Genomic DNA, 22,101 nt, shown 5'->3' with positions numbered 1-22,101 from the left:
CGCCTTCCGGGCGGCCACCCCCTCACCCGTGCCTCTGCCCTTTGGGGACGACTGGAACACCGGACACCGGACCCCACATCGCTCGTCTTTCGCTTATACCGAGCGCGTCGAGCGGCCGCGCCGTCACCGGACCGCGTGACGCCGGCGGGGTTCCCAGGAGCGACCGTCCCCAGTACTGCGATCCCCAGAAGCTTGATACCGGCAGACCGACACGTCTGAGTATGAGCGTTCGGACGGCGGTCGTGCTGGCGGCCGGCGAGGGAACGCGGCTCCGCCCGCTGACGCGGAACCGCCCCAAGCCGATGCTGCCGGCGGCGAACCGCCCCATCCTCGAACACGTCTGTGACGCCCTGATCGACGCCGGGGTCGACCGGCTGGTCTTCGTCGTCGGCTACCGCCGCGAGCGCGTCCAGGAACACTTCGGACCCTCCTACCGCGGAGTCCCCATCGAGTACGTCGTCCAGGACAAACAGCTGGGCAGCGGGCACGCCCTCCTGCAGGCCCGGGAGGCCGTCGACGGGGCCCTGCTGGTCGTCAACGGCGACCGGCTGATCGCCGCCGAGTCGGTCGCCGCGGTCCGGGACGCCTTCGCCGAGGACGACGCCCGCGCGGCGCTGGCGGTCATCGAGCGCGCCGACGCGAGCCAGTACGGCGCGGTCCGGCTGCGGGGCCGGGACATCGAGGAGATCGTCGAGAAGCCCGACAGCGACGCGTTCCGGCTGATCAACGCCGGGATATACGCCTTCGACGCCTCGGTGTTCGAGGCCATCGAGGCCACCCCGCGGGAGGACGGCGAACTCGCCCTGACCGACACCATCGCCCGGCTGGTCGACGGCGAGCGGGTCCGCGGGGTGCGGACCGGGGGGCTGTGGGTCGACGCCACCTACCCCTGGGACCTGCTCGAAGTGGCGAGCGAGGTGCTCGCGCGCGGCCGGGTGTCCGGCCCCGACCGGACCGACGGCGGCCTCGAGCGCGCGGGGAGTGTCCAGGAGCGCGCCGACGGCGTCTGGGTCGACCCGAGCGCGCGGGTCGCGGAGGCGGCGACGCTGCGGCCCCCGGTCGTGGTCGGGCCGGACTGCGAACTCGCGGCGGGCGCGGTCGTCGGCCCGGACGTCGCGCTGGGCCGGAACGTCACCGTCGGCGCGAACGCCACCGTCGAGCGCGCAGTCCTCGATGCCGACACCCGGGTCGGGGCGGGGTCGACGCTGCTCGACGCGGTCACCGGCCAGAGCGTCCGGCTCGGTGCCGTCACGGCCATCCCCGGGGGACCGGGTGACGTCCGCGTCGGCCGCGAGGTTCACGAGGACCAGCGGCTGGGCGCGGTGCTGGCCGACCGGGTACGGGCGCGCGGTGGCGTGAGTTTCGCGCCGGGGACGCTGGTGGGGCCGGAGGCGACCGTCGGCACGGGCGCCCACGTCGACGGGACCGTCCCCGGCGGCGCGGAGGTGGTCCGCTGATGTGCGGGATCATCGGCTGTGTCGGCCGGGAGGACACGCTGGACACGCTGGTCCACGGCCTGAGCAAGCTGGAGTACCGCGGCTACGACTCCGCCGGCGTCGCACTCTCCGAGGCGGGTGACGACGAGGCCGACGGGAGCGCCGAGAGCGAGGGGAGCCTCGACGTCGTCAAGTGCGCGGGGAAGATCGACGACCTCCGGACCGCCTTGGAGGGCCGGGAGACGTCGGGGCCGGTTGGCGTGGGCCACACCCGCTGGAGCACCCACGGACCGCCGACCGACGCCAACGCCCACCCCCACGTCGACTGCACGGGGCAGGTCGCGGTCGTCCACAACGGGATCATCGAGAACTACCAGGCCCTGCGGGACGAGCTCTCGACGGCCGGCCACGAGTTCCGGTCGGATACGGACACCGAGGTCGTCCCCCACCTCGTCGAGGCGGGGCTGCGCGAGGGACTCGACATGGAGGAAGCGGTCCGGGAGGCTATCGCCCGCCTGGAGGGGAGCTACGCCATCGCAGTGGTCGTCGCGGGCGAGGAGACCGTCTTCGCCGCCCGCAACGACTCGCCGCTCGTGTTGGGGGTCGACGACGACGCCACCTACCTGGCGAGTGACGTCCCCGCCTTCCGTGATTTCACCGACCGCGTCGTCTACCTGGCCGACGGGGAGTTCGCCCGGCTGGACGCCGCGGGCTGGACAGTCACCGACGCCGCGGGCGAGGTCGTCGACAAGGACGTCGAGACGGTCGACTGGGACCCCGAGGAGACCGGCAAGAGCGGCTACGACCACTTCATGCTCAAGGAGATCCACGAGCAACCGCGGGCGCTCCGGCAGTGTCTCCGCGGCCGGGTCGACGAACTCGGCGGCGCCGTGGACATCGGGGACCTGGGCGACCTCTCGCCGACCGGCGTCCAGTTCGTCGCCGCCGGCACCTCCTACCACGCCGCGCTGTACGCCGCCCGCCTGTTCAGGGAGGCCGGCGTGCCCGCCCAGGCCTTCCTCGCCAGCGAGTACGCCACCGGCGTCCCGCCGATCGGGGACGCGCTCGTGGTGGGGGTGACCCAGAGCGGCGAGACCGCCGACACCCTCTCGGCGATGCGGGAGGCCAGCCGCCGCGGCGCGCGCACGCTCGCCGTGACCAACACCGTCGGCTCGACCGCCGCCCGCGAGGCCGACCACACGCTGTACATCCGGGCCGGCCCGGAGATCGGGGTGGCGGCGACCAAGACCTTCGCCTCCCAGCTGGCGGCGCTGAACCTGCTCTCGCTGGCGACCGCCGAGTCCGGCGGCCGGGACGTGGTGGCCGCGCTCCGGGACCTGCCCGGGGACGTCCAGACGCTGCTGGACGACTCCGGCGCGGCGGAGGTCGCCGCCGAGTTCGTCGACGCCGGCGCCTACTTCTTCATCGGCCGGGGGTACCACTACCCGGTCGCGCTCGAGGGCGCGCTGAAGATGAAGGAGATCACCTACAAACACGCAGAGGGCTTCGCCGCGGGCGAGCTCAAACACGGCCCGCTGGCGCTTGTGACCGAGGACACGCCCGTCTTCGCGGTCGTCACCGGCGACGACGAACTCGCCACCAAGACCGTCGGCAACGTCAAGGAGGTCGAGGCCCGCGACGCCCCCGTCGTCGCCGTGACCGACGGCCAGAGCGACGTGGAACGGTACGCCGACCACGTCCTCGAACTCCCCGAGACCCACCGCCGGGCCGCGAGTGTGCTCGCGAACGTCCAGCTGCAGCTGGTCTCGTATCACGTCGCGAACGAACTCGGGCGGTCGATCGACAAGCCCCGCAATCTCGCGAAGAGTGTGACCGTGGAGTGAGCGGCCGCGAAGGCTGAGACGAGCACGCTGCGACAGGTCGTAGAAACGTTTACTAAGTTTCGAGAGAAACCTATGGATATGCCGACAGCGGTCAAGGTGGAGGAAGGTGCGAAGTCCCGTCTCGAGGAGCTCCAGGCGGAGATCCGGCTACGAACGGGACGGAAGGTGACACAGCAGGAGCTGCTCACACGGCTCATCGACGATGCATACGAGTCCCGCGACGCAGTCATCGACTCGTTCAGGGAATCGATGGTGCCTCTCTCGGAGGATGAGAAGGAGGCAATGCGTCGTGGGCGGTTTGCGTCCGGTACCGAGACTGACGAAGAAGATATCGACGATATCCTGTACGGATGACTGTTCTGGTCGACACGGGCGTACTCTATGCCGACCACGACACCGACGCGGCGAGACACGGGGCTGCGAGCGATGCACTCGACGTAGTCTACGACGGACAACTCGGCCTTCCGTACGTGAGCGACTACATCTACGATGAGGCAGTCACACTGACGCTCACGCGCAGTGAGTCGTTCGGGGCGGCGAAGCGGCTTGGCGAGCGGCTCCGCGGTGCCGACCCGTACCCACAGACTTTCGAGTTGCTCCGGGTGTCGGCCGCTGCCTTCGCCGACGCTGTCGATGTCTTCGAGCAGTACGACGACCAGCGGTTGAGTTTTACCGACGCAACGAGCATAGCGCTCGCCCGTCGCCGTGGGGTCGACCAGATACTGAGCTTTGACGACGATTTTGACGGGCTCATTTCCCGGGTTCCCCCAGCGGAGCTTTGAGGAGAGCCGGAGAGGAGAGTTTGTCCGGGGCACAGCTATTAGGAGCCGACATGCCGTAAGGAGCGTATGGGCCGGCTACGCGCACTCGGCTACAGCGGTGCGGTCTCGCTCGCAGTGTTCGTCTACCTCGCGCTGCCGACGCTGCGGGAGCTGTACGGCCCGGTCGTGAACGTCCCCATCTACGCGCTGGTCGCGCTCGTGGCCGGCGGGGCCACGTGGGCGGTGCTGACCGACTCCGGGGAGTCGCGGGAGCGCCGGCCGGCGGTCGACGTGGGTGGCGATGGGGAGGAGAGCGAGGACGTCGATGAGGAGCTGGCCCGGCTTCGCGAGGACCTGTAGGACGTGACGTGTCGGCAGGTCTTAGTGGGTGGTCAATCGAGAGGGTGTTATGCCGGTCATCGACGAGAATGGCGACCTCTTCGGCGTCGTCAACGCCGTCGACGCACTCGCGGTCGCCCTCGTGGTCCTCGTGCTCGCTGGCGGCGTCGTGGTCCTGACAGGGGCCAGTGGGGGCGCCGACAGTGGCACGCTCACCCAGTCAGTCACAGTCCAGACAACCGTCGATGTCCCCACTGAGGTCGCAGCACTGGAGACGGGGCCCGTCGCGAACGAGCAAGTCGCGGCTATCGAGCGCGTCGAACGGGTGGGCACGGCCGAGAACGCGAGCAGCGGCAACGCGACCTACGAACTTGACGTCCAGCTCGTGGTCGGGGCGACCGAAGACGGCGTGACGACGTTCGCGGGCGAGCGGCTGTTCATCGGCCGGTCAGTGACACTGGACCTGGAAACCGTCACTGTCTCAGGCGTCGTGACGGCCGCCCGCGAGCCCGAGCGCGTGGAGTCGGTCCCGACGCCAACACCGACGCCCACGCCTGAGCCGACGACGGCGGCACCATCGACGAAGACACCCACGCGAACAGCCACACCACCCACACAGACGACTACACCTGAGCCGACGACGACCCGGGTCGTGACCGTCGAGACGACCGTCGATGCCGGGAAAGTCGACACAATCACCGAGGGTCCGGTCATGGGCCGCGACATCGTCGCCGTCCACGACCGGGCGGTCGTTTCTGAGACCGAGACGACAACTACTCTCCGTCTGCAGGTCGAACTCGAAGTCGTCGAGGAGGACGGGACAGTGTACTTCCGAGGGGTCGCCGTCGAACCCGGAACGCGGCTTCGACTCGACCTCGGTGAAGCGAGGATCGCGGGGACGGTGATCGCCCTCTGAACCGAGCCCGCGATCCCAGGTTGACCCGGGTTACCGGTCGTTTCGGAATATCTCGACCAATCTTCCGTCGGTGAAACTCCCCTCGGACGCGGAACCGACCATCGGCTCGCCCCGAAGCGAGGATATCCGTTGGGAAAGCGTGAAAAGACAAGTACGTGATTGGAGTATAATAACAAACCACAAGCGTGAGTCAGTCTCAATCGTGAGCCGCGGAGACTCCACCACAGTTCAGAGATCACCGGAGGGGAATGCCACGTGTTAAACGAGGAGCCTTCCAGTCCATGGGCTTACTGAGAGTCTCGAGAGCCGGTCTCGGGCTGGGATTCGGAATCTTGGTCCGAAGTCGACGGCGCATCCGGTGGCTCCGGTGGAGCGAGCGCACGCCCGAACGCCTGCCCTATCCGAGTGGCCGCGAGCGCGCTCGCGACTCCTGCAGCTCTGTCAGCGAGCCGACGTAGTCCTGAAGCGCGGTAGGAACGACCGAGCGGAACCGCTATGCGGTCGAGGACTGCGATGAGCGGGCCGACGGTGTAGGTCTCGCGTAAGTCGATGACGATGACGTCTGGGTCCGGCTCCTTCGTGAGCCAGCGGTACAGGAAAGAGTGACGCCCCCAGCGTTTGAGCGTCCGAAGAGCCTGAGTAGTGCGGGCATGAGCGGCAGCACGGCTCAGAATAGAAGGAGCCGCGAGAGTCCGTGACGTGTCAGCGGCCGCCGCGAGGGTGGTCCGGAGCCGCGACTCGGCAAGTGCCGTCCGGAATCGGCGACGGATACTCGCGAGAGAGGAGTCCGAGGTAGACATGGCTCAGCGCATCTCGATGACAGTCCCGCTCACGATAGTCGTCCCCAGGTCGAGCTGAACCTGCCGACCGACGTAGAGACGGTCCTCGGCGAAGGTCGGTAGCCCATCGGCGTTCTCGGTGACGGCGAGAGTGACTGTCAGCCGGAGGCGGTCGTTCCCGCCGCCGGAGGCGATAGCCTTGTTCTCGACGGCGACGATATCGCTGGTCTCGACCGAGCCTTCCTCAATAGCGTCAATGACATAACCCGGTTGCTGGCCGACGTCGACGACGACGGTTCTGGTCGGTGTCTCGTCGCTGCTCCCGCCGCCAGTCAGGAGCGCCACGCCGGCGACGACGACCGCGAGGACGAACAGCACGACGAGCGCGTCGATGATGTTGACCGTCCCGAACAGCCGCCCCTCGTCGTCGATGATCGGCATCTCTCGTCCGGGGAGTGCGGGGGGACCCGTATAGTGGTTGTGTTACGTCTGGCACGCGACTGCGCGTCTGCTGTCCGAGTCCTGGAGACGCGTGCAGGGGGGGGGGCGGCAGGAGGACGTAATCCCTATAACCTGGGTGAGCGAGACTGTGGTCGTGAAGCTGCGCACGCGGGTGCTGCTCGCGGTCGCGCTGGTCGGGCTGGTGTTCGCGATGGGCGTCCACTACGACAGCGCCGACGAGGAGCACTGGCCGTACCCCGACGCCGACCGGCTGGCCGCCGAGTACGACCGGTACGTCGGCGAGCGGGCGCTCCTGTTCGGCACCGTCGAGTCGGTCGCCGACGGAACCGCACGCCTGAGTGTGGAGCACGCGACCGGGTCGTTCCCGCTGACGGTCCGGGCGTTCGACGCGGACGTCGAACCGGGAGGGGTGGTGCAGGTGCTCGGCCAGCTAGAATCCGACCGGACGATGACCGCCGAGGCGGTCGCGGTCGTCAACCCCTCGGGGTCATCGCTGGTCTACAAGTACGGCACCTCGCTGGTCGGGGCGGCGCTGGTGCTGGTCGTGTTCTTCCGGTACTGGCGAGTCGACTGGGGGTCGCTCACACTGGAGGCCCGCGAGGATGGCTGACCTGCTGACGCACGTACTGGCTGCCTACGTGCTGTTGACCGTGGCCGGGTGGCGGGTCGGGTGGCTGGAGCCGCGGTGGGTCGTCGTCGGGATGGGCGGGGCTGCGATCCCGGACCTCGTGAAAGTCGAGCGACTGGTCGACGAGGGCGTGGTCCAGTCGGCGCTGGGGGTTCCCTTCGAGTACGACCCGGTCAGCTCGCTGGCCGGCGTGCTGGTGGTCGCAGGCGCGACCACGCTATTCTTCGGGCAGGCACGCCGGCGGGTGTACGGGCTGCTCGTGGCCGGCGGGCTCTCGTCGCTGGTGCTCGACGGGCTGCGGGTGTACGTCGACGGCTCCTCGAGTTTCTGGCTGTACCCGCTCTGGTGGCGCCCGCCGACGCCGAATCTGTACGTGACCGCGGACGCGCGCGTGGCCGTGGTCGCGGTGGCAGTGAGTATCGGTGTGTTTGTCGTGGACAGATACGTCGTGGCGGACTGACGACACGCGCAGCTACTCCCCCGGGAGAGCGCAGTGTGCCGGCCGCCACGGGCCCCGTCGGTTCCGGCCGGTAAACTGCCGCCCGCAGGGTGAGCCGTGCCGTCGCGGTCACGCGGGGGACCGGCTCCGTCACGGGAAGATGCTCTCGGGCAGGTACGCCGTCACCGTCCAGTTCGGTTCGTCGACGACCTCGCTTATCTTCAGGTCCACCGCCGCCGAGCAGAGGATGTACGCCTCCCCGCGGGTCAGGTCGCGGTGGTCGTGGATGTGGTCGATCATGTGCCGGGTGGCCTTCTTCGTCGCCTCCATCAGGTCGTCGTCGATGCCCGTCGTCGCGTACATCGGCTCGTCCTCGCCGGTGGGAGTGAAGGGCCCGGAGGTCTCCAGTTGGGGTTGCTCGATGTCCATGTCCGTCCGGACGTCAAAGCGGGCGGTGACGAACATCGGCGCCTCGATGCCGGTCACGCAGACCTCGCCGTCGCCCTGCGAGGCGTGACAGTCGCCGGTCGAGAACAGCGCCCCCTCGTTTTTCACCGGGAAGTAGACCGTCGACCCCGCGGTCATGTGTTTGACGTCCATGTTCCCGCCGACGTCACGCGGCGGGAGCGTGTCGTGCTCGCCGTCTTCCGCGGGCGCGACGCCGGCGATCCCCGGGAACATGTCCAGGGGCACCTCGATCCCGTTGACGAAGTGAGCCACACCGTCCGCCAGGTCCCAGACGTGGAGGCCGGCGTCGGGAAAGTCCTCGGGGAGCAGCCCCAGTCCCATCTCGCCGGGCATGAACCCGGTAAAGCCCCAGCCCTTGTGCTCGAAGTCGAGCAACTCGACCGCGAGCACGTCGCCGGGGTCGGCGCCCTCGACCGCGACCGGCCCGGTCAGCGGGTGCACCGGGTCGAAACTCGCCGCCGCGAGGTCCTCGGCCGTCGAGTCCGGTCCGACCTGGCCGTCGAGCGCGTCCCGGCACTCGAAGCGGACGACCTCGCCGGGCTCGACAGTGAGAAGCGGGTCGAGGCTGTTGTCCCAGACGTGGTGGACGTTCTCGTCGGCGTCGCTCAGCTCGTGGTCGACCGTGTAGGTGTTCGACGACATGCCGCCCGAACTTTGTGCTACAGTGATATGAAAGTGTAGGCGCCAGTAGTTCGAACCAGTGTGTGGCAGGGGAGGCTGGACGAAAAAAGACCAAAATTATACAGGATTGTGGCCGGAACCGGGATGCCGTATGTTTACGCTTGGCATCGATATCGGGGGGACCTTCACCGACTTCACGCTGGTCGACCAGCGGGAGGGGGAGGTCACCATCGACAAAGAGCCGACAACGCCGGAGAACCCCGCCGAGGGGGCGCTGACCGGCACCCGTCGCATTCTCGACGAGAACGGAGTGGAGTTCGGCGACCTCGGGACGGTGATCCACGGAACGACACTCGTCTCGAATACTCTCATCGAAGGAACCGGAGCGACCACGGGACTTCTCACGACGGAGGGGGTCCGTGACGTGCTGAAGCTGCGGCGCGGGTCGCGCTACGACATGTTCGACTGGGGGATGGCGTACCCCGACCCGCTCGTCCCCCGCCAGCGCCGGCTCGAGCTCGACGAGCGGCTGAACGACGACGGCGAGGTCGTCGAGCCCCTCGACCGGCGGGAGGTCCGCGAACGGGCACGGGAACTCGTCGAGGACCACGGCGTGGACTCGGTCGCGGTCTCGCTGCTCCACGCCTACGAGTCCCCACAGCACGAGCAGCTCGTCGCCGAGGTTCTCGAGGAGGAGTATCCGGAGCTGAACGTATCACTCTCCTCGGAGGTCGTCCCCGTCATCAGGGAGTACGAACGCACGTCGACGACGGCGATCAACGCGTACGTCGCGCCCGTCGTCGAGGAGTACCTCGACTTCCTGCGGACCGAACTCCGCGACGAGGGGTTCACCGGCGAAGTGTACATGATGACCTCGTCGGGGGGGATCGTCGACGTCAGTACCGCGAAGGCGGAGCCGATCCGGCTCGTCGAATCCGGGCCCGCTGCCGGAGTTCTCGCCTCCCGCATCTTCGGCCAGGACCACGGCAACGACGACGTCTTCTCGTTCGACATGGGCGGGACCACCGCGAAGGGGTCGATCATCGAGGACGCCGACGTCCGGATGAAATACCGGACGGACGTGGCCCGCGAACACCGGTTCAAGGAGGGCAGCGGGTACGACCTCGTGTCGCCGCTGATCGACCTGACCGAGATCGGCGCGGGCGGTGGCTCTATCGCGTCGGTCAACGACGTCGGCCTCGTCGAAGTCGGTCCCGAGTCGGCCGGCTCGGACCCCGGGCCGGTCTGTTACAACCAGGGCGGCGAGCGACCGACAGTCACCGACGCGTCGCTGCTGCTCGGCTATCTCAACCCCGAGACCTTCTACGGTGGGCGAATGGACCTGGCGACGGAGCAGACCCGCTCGGTCTTCGAGGCGGAACTGGCGGACCCGCTTGACGTCTCGGTCACCGAGGCCGCGTGGCAGGTGTTCGAGGTCGTCAACGAGAACATGGTCACGGCGTTCCGGGAGTACGCCGCCTCGCGCGGGATCGACACGCGCGGCCTCTCGATGACCGCGCTCGGGGGAGCCGGGCCCGCACACGCGTTCAGAGTCGCCCGCAAGCTCGACATCGAGGACGTCGTCTGTCCGTACGGGGCGGGAGTCGGTTCCTCGATCGGACTGACCGAAGCCCCGCGCATGTACGAGGCGAGCGCGACCAGCCAGGCCGTCCTGTCGACGCTGTCGGCGGAGGACTTCCAGCGCCAGTTCGAGCCGCTGTACGAGGAAGCCGCCGACGTTCTCGCCCGTGCGGACATCCAGCCGGCCGAGGCGGACGTCCACCTCAGCCTCGACATGCGCCACGTCGACCAGGGACACGAGATCAAGGTCCCGCTCGACGGCCACGCCATCGAGGACGTGACCACCGAGGCCGTCAGGGAGGCGTTCGAACGGGCCTACCGCGAGACGTTCAACCGGGAAACACTCGACTTCCCGGTCGAGGTGCTCACCTACCGGCTCGAACTCAGCGAGGCCGACCACGACGCGGAGGCAGCGGAGTTCGCGGCTCCGGCGGGCGACGTCGAGGACCCCGACCCCCGCGAGGTGTACTTCGGTTCCGGGGTCGGCCGCGTCGAGACCGACGCCTACCGGTGGGAGAACCTGGAGGCCGGCCGGACGCTCGAGGGGCCGCTCGTCGTCGAGGCCGACCAGACGACCGTCGTCGCCGACCCCGAATCGACTGTGGAAGTGGCCGACAACTACGACATCACGATCACCCTACAATGACCGAGACACACGACTCGAGTTCCCGGGAGGTCGGCGGACTCGAGACGAAGGTGCTGTGGAACCGGCTCCAGGCAACCGCGGACGAGATGTACGACGCGGCCGAGCGACTCGCCTTCTCTTTCTCCATCCGGGAGGGGGCAGACGCCTCGACTGCAGTCATGACCGCAGAGGGGGACGCGATCGGCCTCTCGGACCAGTCGGTGCCCGTCCTTTCCGGGGCGCTGTCCCGGACGACCAAGATCATCCTCGACGAGTACTTCCCGCCCGAGACGCTGGAACCCGGCGACACGATCATCACCAACGACCCGTGGGTCGGCGGCGGTCACCTCTCCGATTTCGTCGTTCTCAACCCCGTCTTCCACGGCGGCGACCTCGCGGGGATCGTCGGCGCCCTCGGGCACACGGACGACGTCGGCGGCAACCGCGGCGGCTGGTCGACCGACGCCGAGCAGGTCTACGAGGAGGGGATCCTCGTCCCGCCGACGAAACTCTACGAGGCCGGCACACGGAACGAGGCGATCGACGAGATCATCCGGAGTAACGTCCGGATCCCCCACCAGGCACTCGGCGACCTCGAGGCGCTGCGGTCGGGGAACACGCTGGGCGAGGAACGCCTCCGGGAGACGGTCGAGGACTACGACCGCGAGACCTTCGACCGGGTGGCAGCGGAGGTCATCGACCGCTCGGAGCGCGCGCTCCGTGACGAACTCGCGGCGCTGCCGGACGGTACCTACGAGAACAGTAAGGAGTTCGAGGTCGCGGACCACGAGATCACGATCCAGGTGGCCGTGACCGTCGACGGCGACGAACTCGTCGTCGACTTCGCCGGGACTTCCGACCAGATCGACGCCGGGATCAACTGCCCGTTCGGTAACATCGTCTCGGTCACCGAGTACATCGTCAAGTGCATGCTCGTGCCGGACCTGCCGAACGCGGAGGGCTTTTTCCACCCGATCGAGGTGACGGCGCCCGAGGGCTCCATCCTCAACTGCGACCGGCCCAAGGCCACGATGGGTCGTCACATCACCTACTCGCGTGCCGAGGACGTCCTGATCCACGCGCTCGGGCAGGTCATCCCCGAGGAGGCGCTCTCGGAGATGGCCGGGATCCAGCTCGCGCCGTTCTCGGGCGAGGACGAGACCGGCCAGGAGTTCGTCGCCATCGGCGGGACCGCGGGCGGCATGCCCCCCGGCGCGGACCACGACGGGATCCCGGGCGTCTACTTCCCGTACAACGGCCAGAGCACCCCGATCGAGATGTTCGAACGCTACAGCCCGCTCCGGTGGGAGGAGACGGCGCTGGTCCCGGACACGGAAGGGGCCGGCGAGTACCGCTCCGGGCCGGCGACGCGCACGTCCTACTCCAACCCGACGGACCGGCCAGCCTACTTCGCGCTCACGTCGGGCCGGGCGGACCGCGACCCCGCGGGGTTCCGCGGCGGGCAGCACGGCAAGCGCGCGACCGTCGAATCCTCCGTCGACGACAAGGAGGTGCCCCCGAACGGGCCCGGCGTGCTGGCGCCGGGCGAGACGCTGACGCTCGTGTCGGCGACGCCCGGCGGCTACGGGGACCCCGGGAACCGCGACCCCGAGCGCGTCGCGGCCGACCTCGAGAAGGGGATCATAAGCGAGGAACGCGCCCGCGACGTGTACGGGTACGACCCCGAGACGGAGGCCGAGTAGCGGCATGGAGTTCGGTGGGTTCACCGCGACCGACACGGTCAGCGAGGCGGTCGAGTACGCACGCTCGCTGGAGGCGTGGGGATGGGACGCGCTGTGGGCGATCGACTCCCAGCAGCTCTACACGGACCTCTACGTCACCCTCACCGCGTGCGCGGAGGCGACGGACGACCTGACGCTCGCGCCCGGGATCACGAACCCGAAAAGCCGCCACCCCTCGGTGACGGCCAACGCGGTCGCCTCGCTCGACCAGGTCGCCGGCGGGCGCGTCCTGCTGGGGATCGGCGCCGGCGACAGCGGTGTCTACTCGGTCGGGAAAGAGCCCGCCGACGTCGACCAACTCCACGAGTCCGCCGCGAAGATCCAGCGGCTGCTCCGGGGCGAGGAAATCGAGTTCAACGGCGAGCCGTTCCAGCTCGCGCCGCGACGGCGCGACGTCGACGTGTACGTGGCCGCGGAGGGGCCGGTGACGCTGCGCATGGCCGGTCAGGTCGCCGACGGCGTCATCTTCGGCGGTGGGCCGAAGCCGGCGGTCGTGGAGGAGCTCGGGCTGGCGAACATCCGCGAGGGTGCCGCCAGAAGCGGCCGCTCGCTCGACGACATCGAGATAGTCACGCTCACCCCCACCTGCGTCGCCGACACGCGGGCCCGGGCGGTCGAGAAACTGAAGCCGGTCATCGAGCCGATCGCGTACCACAACTTCACCTTCTCTGTCGAGGAGGCGCCACAGGAGATCCGGGACGACCTCGAGACGCTCGTCCGGCGCCACGACATGCAGGAACACGGCGACGAGGAGGCCGACGCGCTGGCGGAGATCGGCGACGGGGTCTGGGAGTATCTGGGTGACCGGTTCGCGGTCGCGGGGCCGCCCGACCGGTGTCGGGACCGGTTGCAGCGGCTTCGGGACCTCGGCGTCGACCACGCGATGTGTCTGTTCCCGCCGGACCCCCACGAGGAGACCGAACGCTTCCACAGGACGGTGCTCGAACCCGGCGAGCTCGGGCCGTAAGCGGTCGCCCCGGGCGTCTCGTCGCGGGCGTCCCGTCGCCCCCGGACCGAGCAGCCCGGGGACGGGAGTGGGTCCGTGACAGTCGCTCCCGGCTCGGCGGTGTGCCGCGTGGCATCCGCATATGCGAGTGGCAGTATCCGCGTGTAGAGGGCGGGCCTCCGTCAGTCGTCGACTTCGGTCTTGACGACAGTCACCGGTCTGGCGGTCAGCCGGAGGACGCGGTCGGTCACGCTGCCCAGCAGGGAGCGGTACTCCTCCGCCCGTCGCTTCGTCCCGAGGACGACCAGGTCCACGTCGCGTTCCTCGGCGTAGTCGACGATCGTCTCGGCGGGCTGGCCGGTCTCCATGGCGTCGACGAACTCGACGCCGGCGTCGGCCGCATCGCTCCCGACCCGCGAGAGCGTCTCCTCCCCGCGTTCCGCCAGGCCGTGTTCCGGCCCCTCGGCCTCGTCGACGTACTCGTCGCCACTGTAGGCGGTCACGACGTCCTCGTCGACGACGTAGAGGGCGTGGAGAGTGGCGCCGGTGGCCTCCGCGAGCGCGAGCGCGTGGGATTCCGCCTCCTCGGAGGCGACTGTGCCGTCCGTCGAGAGCAGGATCCGGTCGTACATCGGGTCGGATTTCGATGGAAGCGTGGATAAAGCTGTTCTCCGGCGCCGGGCCGCGATGATGCGGTGTTTGTTGCCGGTACGTGCGTTGGGGTTACGGCGACCTCAGACGTGGGGCAGTCGGAGTGTCCGTGGCGAAACGACGGGGAGCGTTCGGTGGGCCCGGCTCGCGACGCGTCGCTGATAGACGTAAATGTCGCTTTATAAGGAGGGTGTTTATTCCCGAAGCGATTACCCACTCGCAGTGACTTCAGAGCGCCTGACACGGCGGACGATGCTTCGAGCGAGCGGTGCGACAGTTGCCGGTCTGTCTGCCGGGTTGGCGGGCTGTCTCGGTTCGTCCAGCGCGAGCCCGGATTCGCTCACGCTCGGAACGCTCAACGTGTTCCCGATGATGCAGTACTTCGTCATCGACCGGCAGGGATGGTACGACGACCTGGGGCCGGCCGTCGAGGTGAAGACGTTCGGCGGCGGGCCACCGCTGGTCCAGGCGTACGCCTCCGGGGACCTGGACCTGGCCTACGTCGGCATCAGTCCGGGGATGGTCGCGGTCGCGAACGGCGTCCGGTCGAAGGTCGTCGCCGCGAACGTCGTCGAGCCGAACGTGATGGTCGGCAGCGCCGAGTGGCGACGGTACTGGAACCGACACGGTTCCGACGCCTTCGAGCGGTTCCGCCAGGACAAGGGCCGGAAGCCGCGGTTCGCGACGCTGCCCGCGGGGTCGACGCCGGACGTGTTCCTGCGGTTCTGGCTCACCGAGCGGCTCGGGCTCGACCTCGACGTCGTCGAGATCGCCGGCCAAAGCCCGAGCGCCCTCCAGTCGACGCTCGCCTCGGGCCAGGCCGACGCCGGCAGCGCCATCGAGCCGATCCCGACACAGCTCCAGACCAATCCGGAGAGTGACATGGAGCCGTTCCTGTACGCGGACGAGATCATGCCGGGACAGCCGGGAGCGGTCCTCCAGCCGTCGCAGTCGCTGGTGGACGACCAACCCGACCTGGTCCGAGAGCTCGTGGACGTCCACGTCCGCGCGACCGAGTTCATCCACGAGAACCGCGAGGAAGCAGCGAGAATGGCGAGCGAGGTGGTCGGGACCGACGTGCTCCCCGAAGCGGTCGCTCTCCGGGCGATCAACTCGCCGGCGTCGAACTTCATCTCCAACCCCCACCGGATCGTGGATAAGTCGCTCGTGTACAACGACTTCCACCAGCAACTCGGGTCGGTGGACAGGGACCTCACGGAGAGCGACGTGTTCGACCACTCCTTCTACGAACAGGTGAGTGATGGCGAGTAGCACGGACACCGAAACCGACACCGACGTCGGCGGACTGGGGTACCCGGCCAGCGGCCGATTTGGCTTGGAGGACTGGCGCACGCTCGCCCTGCAACTCGGGGCGCTCGCCGCGTTCGTCTTCGTCTGGTGGGGGGCCGCGCTGCTCACGCCGCGCACGTTGCTTCCCCGCCCGCCGGCCGTCGCCGCCGTCCTGGTCTCGGACCTCGCCTCCGGGCTGGTGTTCGAGCTCACGGTCCAGAGTCTGCGCCACTACATCCCGGGGTTGTTCGTCGGGTCTGCACTCGGGATGGCCGTCGGTATCACCGTCGGGTGGTCGAAGACCGCCGAAAACACGGTCGGCACCGTCGCGAGCGTCCTCCGCCCGGTGCCGCCGCTGGCGTGGATCCCCTTCGCCATCATCTGGTTCGGGCTCAACGACCAGGGAGCAGCCTTCATCATCGCCATCGTCGCGTTCTGGATCAACTACTACAACGCCGAAGGGGGCGTCAACAGCGTCGACGACCAGTTGCTCGAGGTGGCGCAGTCGCTCGGCACCAAATCCGACCTCGGGCTCGTGCGAAAGGTCGTCGTTCCATCGGCGATGCCGGAACTGTTCACCGGGTTCCGCACCGCGGCCGGCCAGGCGTGGATGGTCGTGGTCGCCGCCGAACTGCTCGGCGTCCCCGGCATCGGACAGCACCTGTGGGACGCTGCGAACTTCCTGCGGATGGAGGTCGTGATCGCCTACATGCTCGTGATCGGCGTCCTGTTCCTGCTCTCGGACCGTGCGATCAAGACTGTCGAGCGCCGGGCGCTCGCGTGGCGGTGACCGACCGTGAGTGAGATGTCATCATCCGACGACGGGACAGCCGGGTCGGACTTCGACGGCCCACAGGTCGCCGTCGACAGCGTGTCCAAGACCTACCGGAGCGAGAGCGGGCCGGTCGAGGCGCTCAGCGACATCTCCTTCGACGTCGAGCGTGGCGCCTTCGTCTCTATTGTCGGCCCGTCCGGCTCGGGGAAGTCGACCTGTTTCCGGATTATCGCCGGCCTGGAGTCGGCAACGTCGGGGGAAGCGCGCGTCGATGGGTCCCCGGTCACCGGACCGGGACCCGACCGCGGGATGGTCTTTCAGGACGACGCGCTGTTCCCGTGGCGGACCGTCGCGGGAAACGTCAGGTACGGCCTCGAGGAGGTGGGGGCGCCTGCCGGCACGAGCAAACGGGACCGGGTCGAGTACTGTCTCGACCTCGTGGGGCTTGCCGAGAAGGCCGATGCGTATCCGCGCGAGCTGTCGGGCGGGCAGCGCCAGCGCGTCGGCATCGCACGCGCGCTCGCAGTCGACCCGCCGATCCTCCTCATGGACGAACCGTTCGCCTCGGTCGACGCACGGACGAAGACGACGCTCCACAGCGAACTGCTCGACATCTGGAGCGAGACCCGAAAGACCGTCCTGTTCGTCACACACGACATCGAGGAAGCGGTCTACCTCTCGGACCGGGTCGTCGTCCTCTCCGAGGGACCCGGGACTGTCCTGGACGAGGTCACCGTCGACATCGCCCGGCCGCGCGACCGGACCGCGGATGCTTTCACTGACGTGAAGGCCGAGATACTCGGGTACTTCGAGTAGCTGTCCTCGGGCCCCGGCGTGTCGGTCCGGGGCTGGGAAACTGGTGCCGTCTCCGCGTCCGAGTCCCCGATCCCGAGGTCGCCGTTTCTCGGATAGTACAGGACAGCAACGACTCAGTGCCGGTCACCCCGGGTCGTCACCCGGAACGCGCCTCGAACGTCTGCAGGGTCTTCGCGTAGTTGTCAGAAGCACAGTACCACCCCTGTCGATCATCGCATCAACCACGGTCCGTGTGTCGCCGACGCCGATCGCCCGCTGCTTCACGAGCCTCAGGAGAAGCTTTGAGAGGAGATGACCGCCGCCCTCGACGGTGCCCGGCCCGGGTGGGACGAGTTGAACGGTCTTACTCGTCGGACTCAGTATCGCCAGACAGGGCGCGGTATGCGAGATAGCCGATACCGGTCAGCGCACTCAACGCGCCAAACCCGGGACTGCCTCCCCCGGCGGTACTCGCCGCCTCGTCGCTGGACCTGCTCCGGGTCGACGGCACGCTCGTACTGTCGGCTGTTTCGGCTGCCGTTTCGGTGACAGTGGCCTCGTCACGGGGAAACGGAGTAGGGCTCGACCCGGCAGTGGTGGTCTTCCCATCGGGCGTCTGGCCGTCCAGCCCTGGAGGGCCCAGCGGGTTCTCGGATGTCTGGCTGTCCAGCCCTGGAGGGCCCAGCGGGTTCTCGGGTGTCTGGCTGTCCGAACCTGGCGGGTCGAACGGGCCCTCGCTGTCGTCCGGGTCGGGGATGGTTACCGTCATCGTCCTGTGGACCGCGTTCACGTTCTCGCCAGTGGCGCGCACCCCGACGGCGTAGACACCTCCCGCACGAGCGCTCGCCGTCGTGTCGACTGTTTCCGACTTGTCCGGCTCGAGGCTGCCCAGGCGAAGGCGGTCCTCGGCCGCAGTCACGCCATCGGGCGGATGAAACGAGAGCGTGACCCCGGTCGCGGTCCGGTCGCCGGCGTTCGTGACTGTGGTCGAGACGGAAACGGTCCCGGGAGCGGTGTCAGCGTCCCCGATAGAGACTCCCCGGATCGCGAGGCTCGGCGGAACCGTAGATGCACCGATCACCTCGTCGGCGTCCGCCGAGGAAGATTCCGCAGCCCGTTCGGCGAGCACCAGTTCCTCGATGGCTGCCTCGGCCGTTGCAACCGTCTCCTCGAGCTGGCCGTTGTCCCGGAGAGCCTCGTGTGACTCTGCGAGCGTCGATACCGTGAGCAAGACGATCGACCTGGTGATGCGCGTGCCACCGCCAACCCGGACCGCATCGCTCAACGCAGTGGCATCCGCGACGGAGTGTGATTCCGCGCTGGCTAACAGCGTACGGGCTCTGGTTGCCCGGCCCACGTCGTCCTCGCGTCGGTTCGCGTACTCGGCTTGTAGTTCGTCTCCGAGCGCCTGTGCCTCGTCAAACGCCCCCTCCGAGACCGCGGCCGAGAGCGCGTCGAGCAACTGGAGGATGCGGTCGCTCACACAACACCACCCCACCGCCGCTCGGCTGCGTCGAGGCGGTCGGTGATCCTGTCGACATCCGGCACCGCGGCAGCGATGTCGTCCAGCCCGACCGGGTCGCCCCGTGTGACGCCGACAACTCCACGGGCGTTGGCGGTCATCATCAGCCGGATCGAAAGTTCACCGACGAAGGTCCCGATCAGTCGAACAGTCGCCACAGCGAGTCCCGCCTTCGCCAGAAGCGTCGAGAGCGTCCCGACGACCCGCCAGAGCGGGGCGCCATCTTCAGCGGCGCTGAACAGGTCGTACACGTTCGTCGCGATGCCGAGGAAGTCCAGCCGGTTTTCCAGTTCCGTGAGAAACGTGTCGGTCGTCGCCGCGATGCGGTCGACCTGACGACGCGCTTGCGTCGTTGCCGTCCGGGCACCGGCGAGAGTCCCTGCCAGCCCCTGAGACTCGACTGTCTCGGCGCTCAGCTCGGCGTCGAGATGGGACAGACTCCGCTCGGCGTTCGTCAGTTCGTCGAGGAGCCCCGTCGACAGTCCGTAGGTTGGGTCGCCGGTCCCGAGTAGCGACATCCCGTCACCGGTTTCGATCGTCTGCTGGAGCGACAGGTTGGACACAGTCGCCGCGACCGAGTCGGACAGGGCGTCGGTGAACTCGTCGGGACCGTCGAACCGTCCCTCCGCGAGACCCGAGTACACCTGCTGTGCGGTGTCCCTGATCTCTGCCAGCACCCCGGACTGCCGGGCAGCGGAGAAGACCACCGAGACCAGTTCCCCGAGCACCTCATCGATATCGTCGATGACCAGCCTGTCTGCCGGGCCAAGGTTACTGTACGCTGAATCGTCGAGGAGGCGTTTGATACTCATCGTCATCATCAGAAGCGAGACACCCAGCTGTATCCCGAAGCTGGTCGTCCGGACGGCGATCTGCTCCCCGTTTATTGTCTCGGCTTCGCCAGTTTTCTCGAGCAGTCTGAGCGTCACCCGTTCGCCGAGTTCGTGGCGCCGGATCGCCTCCTTCGGGACGTCCACGTCGGTGAAGGTTCCGGCACGGACCTCCTCGCGAAAGGTAGCGAGCATCCGCTCGACGTCGTCTGCTTCCGAGAAGTGGATGGCAGCGCTATCTATCTCGCGTGCGACCCCGCGCTTCCGCTCGATTGCCGGTTCGAGTGCGTCAAGTCGGCGTTCTTCCGAGGATTCGGTCGAGAACTTGGCCGCCCACGCACCACCGGTTTCGTCGCTGTCGTAGTTGTTGTCGGCATTGGAGAACACGGATTTGAAGCCGGCCACGAGAACGTCGCCTCCGCTGTCACGCAAGGCGTCGTTGATCCCGCGGGACTGGTCGTTCGGGTACACGTTACTCCAAGAAACCTCGCCCTGGGCGTCAATTTCGAGCAGCCACGGTCTGACTGGCAGACCGAGCAGGGAACAACAGACCACGTACCGGTCGCTGTCGAGCCGGACGATGCTGGTGGGAACAGCCTCCGAACTGGGACGCCCAGCAACGGCGGGGTCGTAGCTTTGCTGCCACGCCCTTCGTCCGGCACCGGTTATCGCTGTGAGGACCGGCGTTCCCCCGTAGGTCTCGGGGTCACCGGAGACCGAACTCGCGAGATACCGGTGCTGGTCGCTCTCGGTGAGTGCAATGTCGTACACGTCGTGCGAGCCGGACAGACTATGTGACCACTGTGTGTCCCCGCGCTCGTCGAGTTTGACGACGACCGGGGTGGAGTTCTCGCCCCCGTCGGACCGGTACCCGATGAGAACGTACGTGCCGTCGGCTTCCCGGCGTATTTTGCTGACCTGGCTCAAGTCAGCGAAGGTTTGCTCTGCCTCGAACTCGCCGCCGGAGGAGAACCTGAGTACCGTGCCGGTTCGTTCGCCCTCTTCGGACTGGCGGAGTCCGGTCACGACGAAGACGCCGCCGTTTGGGGCGGGTTCGACGGATACGCGTCTGACATCCCGGTACGTCCCGTGAGTCCGGTTCCACCTGATCGACCCGTCGTCGTCGAACCCGACCAGAGAGAGTCCCATACTGTCCTCCGAATACGACCGGCCAGCGGCGATGAAGGCACCGTCCTCTCCCGGCGTGGGAACGGCAGAGAAAAGCTGCGCGTCATCGATGGTCCGTCGAGCGCGTATCTCCCCTCGTGGCGTGAGGACAGCGATGAGACCGTTCGGTCGGTTTTCGTCTCTCTCCTGGGCCCACCCGACGACCGCAGAACGTTGCGTATCGGCGTCGTATGCGACCCCGTACGCTGACCCGGTGTTCCGGTCCGGCGGCCGTATCTCGCGTGTCCAATCGAGGACGAACGGGTCAGATTGTGCAGCCCGGACGGCACCCACGCTGGAGAGTGCGCCACCCGCCACCACCCCCGCACCGATCGTCTTCAGAAGCGACCGGCGATAGATTACCCCCTCATGTCGCATGACCTGCCATTGCGAGTTACTTTGTATATATATGCCGGTTGTACAGAGCGGTATTCGAGGCCTAATTCCTCAGGTGTCGGGTACGTTACCCGGAGGACCAGCCCCCGGTGGCCGCATCCACTCGTCCCCCGCGGCTCTTCGCCCCGAGCGCGTCGTCGAAAAGGCCCGTCTGCTCAGGGAGGCGATGGTCGACGAAGAGAGATCAGCACTCCTGAAGCGGAGGCTCGAGGGCGGCGAGTGCCGCACGGAGTTCGACGACGAGCTACCGGATTGTGCCGACATCAATGGCGTCGAGATCGGGCTCGTCGAACTCAAGCGCTTTCGCAACGGCTTCAGGAAGCTCCGGGCGCGGTGCCGATTCGTGCCGTTCGATTTTCTCGGTTTTGCGCGTGTTTTCGTAGAGGGCGCGGGCAACCGGGAGCCCACGGAGATACTTGTAGTCGTGGAAAACCCCGACGCCTCACTCGGTGAACCCGTAGAACTGTGCCGGGAGATCACGTTTTGTCTCGCTCGGTTCGCACGTATAGCGTGTGAGGAACTCGGCAAGCAGTGTCGCTTCGTACGTGTTGGCCAGCCGCACTCCGTCATTTCGTTCCACGAGGTGTTCGTCCTCAAGATCACTGACGACCTCCGATGTCCAACTTTGACTCTTGTCGATCGCATCGGCTAACTCGCCAACGGCGTGGGAGCGGTCACTTAAACAGTCGACAACTCGTAGTGCTGCTTCCCTCAGTAATTCCGAGTCTACTGATGTGTTTAAAAAGATATTGGTGAGATTGGAATCGCTGTGTGCCCTACTTCGCCATGCCTGTGATTATCATACCCTGACCAATTTTAATACAATTGCCACGATATCCCATATTGACGTCCGAAACAACCCACGTAAACGGAGAGTTCCCCAGCATGGTCAATACTCGCCTCAAACCGCGGCGTGCTCGTTCTCGCTTAGCCACGGGCCGCGTGTTTGGCGAGTACCTACACGCCCAGCGCGCGGAGAGACTGGTCGGCATTCGCTGGGACTGCGTCGACCTCAATTACGAGAGTTCGACGCAATCCGGCGATCGCCGGACCCTCTCACCCGCATAACCCGACCCCCACGCGGACTA

At 67.5% G+C, this 22,101-nt stretch carries 20 protein-coding genes; 15 read left to right on the top strand and 5 right to left on the bottom strand.

Going from position 1 to position 22,101, the window contains the following annotated elements:
- Positions 1-221: 221 nt before the first annotated feature.
- The 6 genes from GN153_RS17015 to GN153_RS16990 all read left to right on the top strand — a co-directional run bounded on the left by GN153_RS17015 (position 222) and on the right by GN153_RS16990 (position 5,296).
- Positions 222-1,457, top strand: coding sequence for a sugar phosphate nucleotidyltransferase (locus tag GN153_RS17015; RefSeq protein WP_159904893.1), 1,236 nt, complete (start codon positions 222-224; stop codon positions 1,455-1,457).
- The gene (glmS, locus tag GN153_RS17010; RefSeq protein ID WP_159904892.1) at positions 1,457-3,280 is read left to right on the top strand and encodes a glutamine--fructose-6-phosphate transaminase (isomerizing); all 1,824 of its coding nucleotides are present in this window, start codon (positions 1,457-1,459) and stop codon (positions 3,278-3,280) included. Before GN153_RS17015 ends, glmS begins: the two co-directional genes overlap by 1 nt.
- A gap of 78 nt (positions 3,281-3,358) precedes the next feature.
- Positions 3,359-3,634: a hypothetical protein gene (locus GN153_RS17005; RefSeq protein ID WP_159904891.1), complete on the top strand. Its 276-nt coding sequence runs from the start codon at positions 3,359-3,361 to the stop codon at positions 3,632-3,634.
- The gene (locus tag GN153_RS17000) at positions 3,631-4,062 is read left to right on the top strand and encodes a type II toxin-antitoxin system VapC family toxin (RefSeq protein ID WP_159904890.1); all 432 of its coding nucleotides are present in this window, start codon (positions 3,631-3,633) and stop codon (positions 4,060-4,062) included. The genes GN153_RS17005 and GN153_RS17000 overlap by 4 nt, the downstream gene beginning before the upstream one ends.
- A 66-nt stretch (positions 4,063-4,128) precedes the next feature.
- Positions 4,129-4,401 (top strand): hypothetical protein, encoded by a 273-nt coding sequence (locus GN153_RS16995; protein WP_159904889.1) that lies wholly within the window; start codon positions 4,129-4,131, stop codon positions 4,399-4,401.
- Positions 4,402-4,450: 49 nt separating this feature from the next.
- Entirely contained in the window at positions 4,451-5,296 is an 846-nt protein-coding gene (locus GN153_RS16990) for a DUF4330 family protein (RefSeq protein WP_159904888.1), read from the top strand.
- Positions 5,297-6,099: 803 nt separating this feature from the next.
- On the opposite strand, the gene GN153_RS16980 is transcribed toward GN153_RS16990, so the two are convergent.
- Complete coding sequence (locus tag GN153_RS16980; protein ID WP_159904884.1) at positions 6,100-6,516, bottom strand: DUF4330 family protein; 417 nt, start codon at positions 6,514-6,516, stop codon at positions 6,100-6,102.
- Between the two features lie 154 nt (positions 6,517-6,670).
- Between GN153_RS16980 and GN153_RS16975 the strand changes: the two genes are divergently transcribed.
- Together GN153_RS16975 and GN153_RS16970 are read left to right on the top strand one after the other, a co-directional pair.
- Positions 6,671-7,147, top strand: a complete 477-nt coding sequence (locus tag GN153_RS16975; protein WP_236544841.1) for a hypothetical protein — start codon at positions 6,671-6,673, stop codon at positions 7,145-7,147.
- Positions 7,140-7,625, top strand: coding sequence for a hypothetical protein (locus GN153_RS16970; protein WP_159904882.1), 486 nt, complete (start codon positions 7,140-7,142; stop codon positions 7,623-7,625). Before GN153_RS16975 ends, GN153_RS16970 begins: the two co-directional genes overlap by 8 nt.
- A 129-nt stretch (positions 7,626-7,754) precedes the next feature.
- Here the strand turns inward: GN153_RS16970 and GN153_RS16965 are convergent, their stop codons facing one another.
- Positions 7,755-8,714 carry an acetamidase/formamidase family protein gene (locus GN153_RS16965; RefSeq protein WP_159904880.1) on the bottom strand — a complete coding sequence of 320 codons (960 nt, stop codon included), beginning with the start codon at positions 8,712-8,714 and terminating at the stop codon, positions 7,755-7,757.
- Between the two features lie 130 nt (positions 8,715-8,844).
- Between GN153_RS16965 and GN153_RS16960 the strand changes: the two genes are divergently transcribed.
- Genes GN153_RS16960 through GN153_RS16950 form a run of 3 tightly spaced genes read left to right on the top strand, consistent with a single transcriptional unit; the run spans position 8,845 to position 13,608 of the window.
- Positions 8,845-10,920 (top strand): hydantoinase/oxoprolinase family protein, encoded by a 2,076-nt coding sequence (locus GN153_RS16960; RefSeq protein ID WP_159904878.1) that lies wholly within the window; start codon positions 8,845-8,847, stop codon positions 10,918-10,920.
- A complete protein-coding gene (locus GN153_RS16955) occupies positions 10,917-12,602 on the top strand; it encodes a hydantoinase B/oxoprolinase family protein (RefSeq protein ID WP_159904876.1) in 1,686 nt (561 codons plus the stop codon). Before GN153_RS16960 ends, GN153_RS16955 begins: the two co-directional genes overlap by 4 nt.
- Positions 12,603-12,606: 4 nt before the next feature.
- Positions 12,607-13,608 (top strand): LLM class flavin-dependent oxidoreductase, encoded by a 1,002-nt coding sequence (locus tag GN153_RS16950; protein ID WP_159904874.1) that lies wholly within the window; start codon positions 12,607-12,609, stop codon positions 13,606-13,608.
- Positions 13,609-13,769: 161 nt separating this feature from the next.
- Here the strand turns inward: GN153_RS16950 and GN153_RS16945 are convergent, their stop codons facing one another.
- Positions 13,770-14,219: a universal stress protein gene (locus tag GN153_RS16945; RefSeq protein WP_159904872.1), complete on the bottom strand. Its 450-nt coding sequence runs from the start codon at positions 14,217-14,219 to the stop codon at positions 13,770-13,772.
- 241 nt (positions 14,220-14,460) lie between these two features.
- On the opposite strand from GN153_RS16945, the gene GN153_RS16940 reads away from it, so the two are divergent.
- Genes GN153_RS16940 through GN153_RS16930 form a run of 3 tightly spaced genes read left to right on the top strand, consistent with a single transcriptional unit; the run spans position 14,461 to position 17,119 of the window.
- Positions 14,461-15,510, top strand: coding sequence for an ABC transporter substrate-binding protein (locus tag GN153_RS16940; protein ID WP_236544840.1), 1,050 nt, complete (start codon positions 14,461-14,463; stop codon positions 15,508-15,510).
- Positions 15,500-16,318, top strand: coding sequence for an ABC transporter permease (locus tag GN153_RS16935; protein WP_159904870.1), 819 nt, complete (start codon positions 15,500-15,502; stop codon positions 16,316-16,318). Before GN153_RS16940 ends, GN153_RS16935 begins: the two co-directional genes overlap by 11 nt.
- Before the next feature lie 15 nt (positions 16,319-16,333).
- Positions 16,334-17,119: an ABC transporter ATP-binding protein gene (locus GN153_RS16930; protein WP_159904868.1), complete on the top strand. Its 786-nt coding sequence runs from the start codon at positions 16,334-16,336 to the stop codon at positions 17,117-17,119.
- A 343-nt stretch (positions 17,120-17,462) separates the two neighbouring features.
- Here GN153_RS16930 and GN153_RS16925 read toward each other — a convergent pair whose 3' ends face one another.
- Both GN153_RS16925 and GN153_RS16920 read right to left on the bottom strand, forming a co-directional pair.
- Positions 17,463-18,581 carry a hypothetical protein gene (locus GN153_RS16925; protein ID WP_159904866.1) on the bottom strand — a complete coding sequence of 373 codons (1,119 nt, stop codon included), beginning with the start codon at positions 18,579-18,581 and terminating at the stop codon, positions 17,463-17,465.
- Complete coding sequence (locus tag GN153_RS16920) at positions 18,578-20,599, bottom strand: hypothetical protein (RefSeq protein WP_159904864.1); 2,022 nt, start codon at positions 20,597-20,599, stop codon at positions 18,578-18,580. Before GN153_RS16920 ends, GN153_RS16925 begins: the two co-directional genes overlap by 4 nt.
- Before the next feature lie 580 nt (positions 20,600-21,179).
- Here GN153_RS16920 and GN153_RS17900 point away from each other — a divergent pair.
- Positions 21,180-21,665, top strand: coding sequence for a hypothetical protein (locus tag GN153_RS17900; protein WP_368372796.1), 486 nt, complete (start codon positions 21,180-21,182; stop codon positions 21,663-21,665).
- Positions 21,666-22,101: the final 436 nt, after the last annotated feature.

Source organism: Salinirussus salinus, assembly GCF_009831455.1.
Lineage (GTDB): Archaea > Halobacteriota > Halobacteria > Halobacteriales > Haloarculaceae > Salinirussus > Salinirussus salinus.
The sequence above is the reverse complement of the archived record's forward strand: the minus strand, read 5'-3'. Positions and strand labels throughout refer to the sequence as shown.

What these genes read in the sequence shown, in the direction of transcription:
- GN153_RS16920 (WP_159904864.1), bottom strand. Translation starts at nt 20,599, where the DNA reads ATGGGACTCTCTCTGGTCGGGTTCGACGACGACGGGTCGATCAGGTGG.
- GN153_RS17900 (WP_368372796.1), top strand. Translation starts at nt 21,180, where the DNA reads ATGGTCGACGAAGAGAGATCAGCACTCCTGAAGCGGAGGCTCGAGGGC.
- GN153_RS16945 (WP_159904872.1), bottom strand. Translation starts at nt 14,219, where the DNA reads ATGTACGACCGGATCCTGCTCTCGACGGACGGCACAGTCGCCTCCGAG.
- GN153_RS16970 (WP_159904882.1), top strand. Translation starts at nt 7,140, where the DNA reads ATGGCTGACCTGCTGACGCACGTACTGGCTGCCTACGTGCTGTTGACC.
- GN153_RS16980 (WP_159904884.1), bottom strand. Translation starts at nt 6,516, where the DNA reads ATGCCGATCATCGACGACGAGGGGCGGCTGTTCGGGACGGTCAACATC.
- GN153_RS17005 (WP_159904891.1), top strand. Translation starts at nt 3,359, where the DNA reads ATGCCGACAGCGGTCAAGGTGGAGGAAGGTGCGAAGTCCCGTCTCGAG.
- GN153_RS16960 (WP_159904878.1), top strand. Translation starts at nt 8,845, where the DNA reads ATGTTTACGCTTGGCATCGATATCGGGGGGACCTTCACCGACTTCACG.
- GN153_RS16935 (WP_159904870.1), top strand. Translation starts at nt 15,500, where the DNA reads ATGGCGAGTAGCACGGACACCGAAACCGACACCGACGTCGGCGGACTG.
- GN153_RS16965 (WP_159904880.1), bottom strand. Translation starts at nt 8,714, where the DNA reads ATGTCGTCGAACACCTACACGGTCGACCACGAGCTGAGCGACGCCGAC.
- GN153_RS16930 (WP_159904868.1), top strand. Translation starts at nt 16,334, where the DNA reads ATGTCATCATCCGACGACGGGACAGCCGGGTCGGACTTCGACGGCCCA.
- GN153_RS16995 (WP_159904889.1), top strand. Translation starts at nt 4,129, where the DNA reads ATGGGCCGGCTACGCGCACTCGGCTACAGCGGTGCGGTCTCGCTCGCA.
- GN153_RS17015 (WP_159904893.1), top strand. Translation starts at nt 222, where the DNA reads ATGAGCGTTCGGACGGCGGTCGTGCTGGCGGCCGGCGAGGGAACGCGG.
- GN153_RS17000 (WP_159904890.1), top strand. Translation starts at nt 3,631, where the DNA reads ATGACTGTTCTGGTCGACACGGGCGTACTCTATGCCGACCACGACACC.
- glmS (WP_159904892.1), top strand. Translation starts at nt 1,457, where the DNA reads ATGTGCGGGATCATCGGCTGTGTCGGCCGGGAGGACACGCTGGACACG.
- GN153_RS16990 (WP_159904888.1), top strand. Translation starts at nt 4,451, where the DNA reads ATGCCGGTCATCGACGAGAATGGCGACCTCTTCGGCGTCGTCAACGCC.
- GN153_RS16950 (WP_159904874.1), top strand. Translation starts at nt 12,607, where the DNA reads ATGGAGTTCGGTGGGTTCACCGCGACCGACACGGTCAGCGAGGCGGTC.
- GN153_RS16955 (WP_159904876.1), top strand. Translation starts at nt 10,917, where the DNA reads ATGACCGAGACACACGACTCGAGTTCCCGGGAGGTCGGCGGACTCGAG.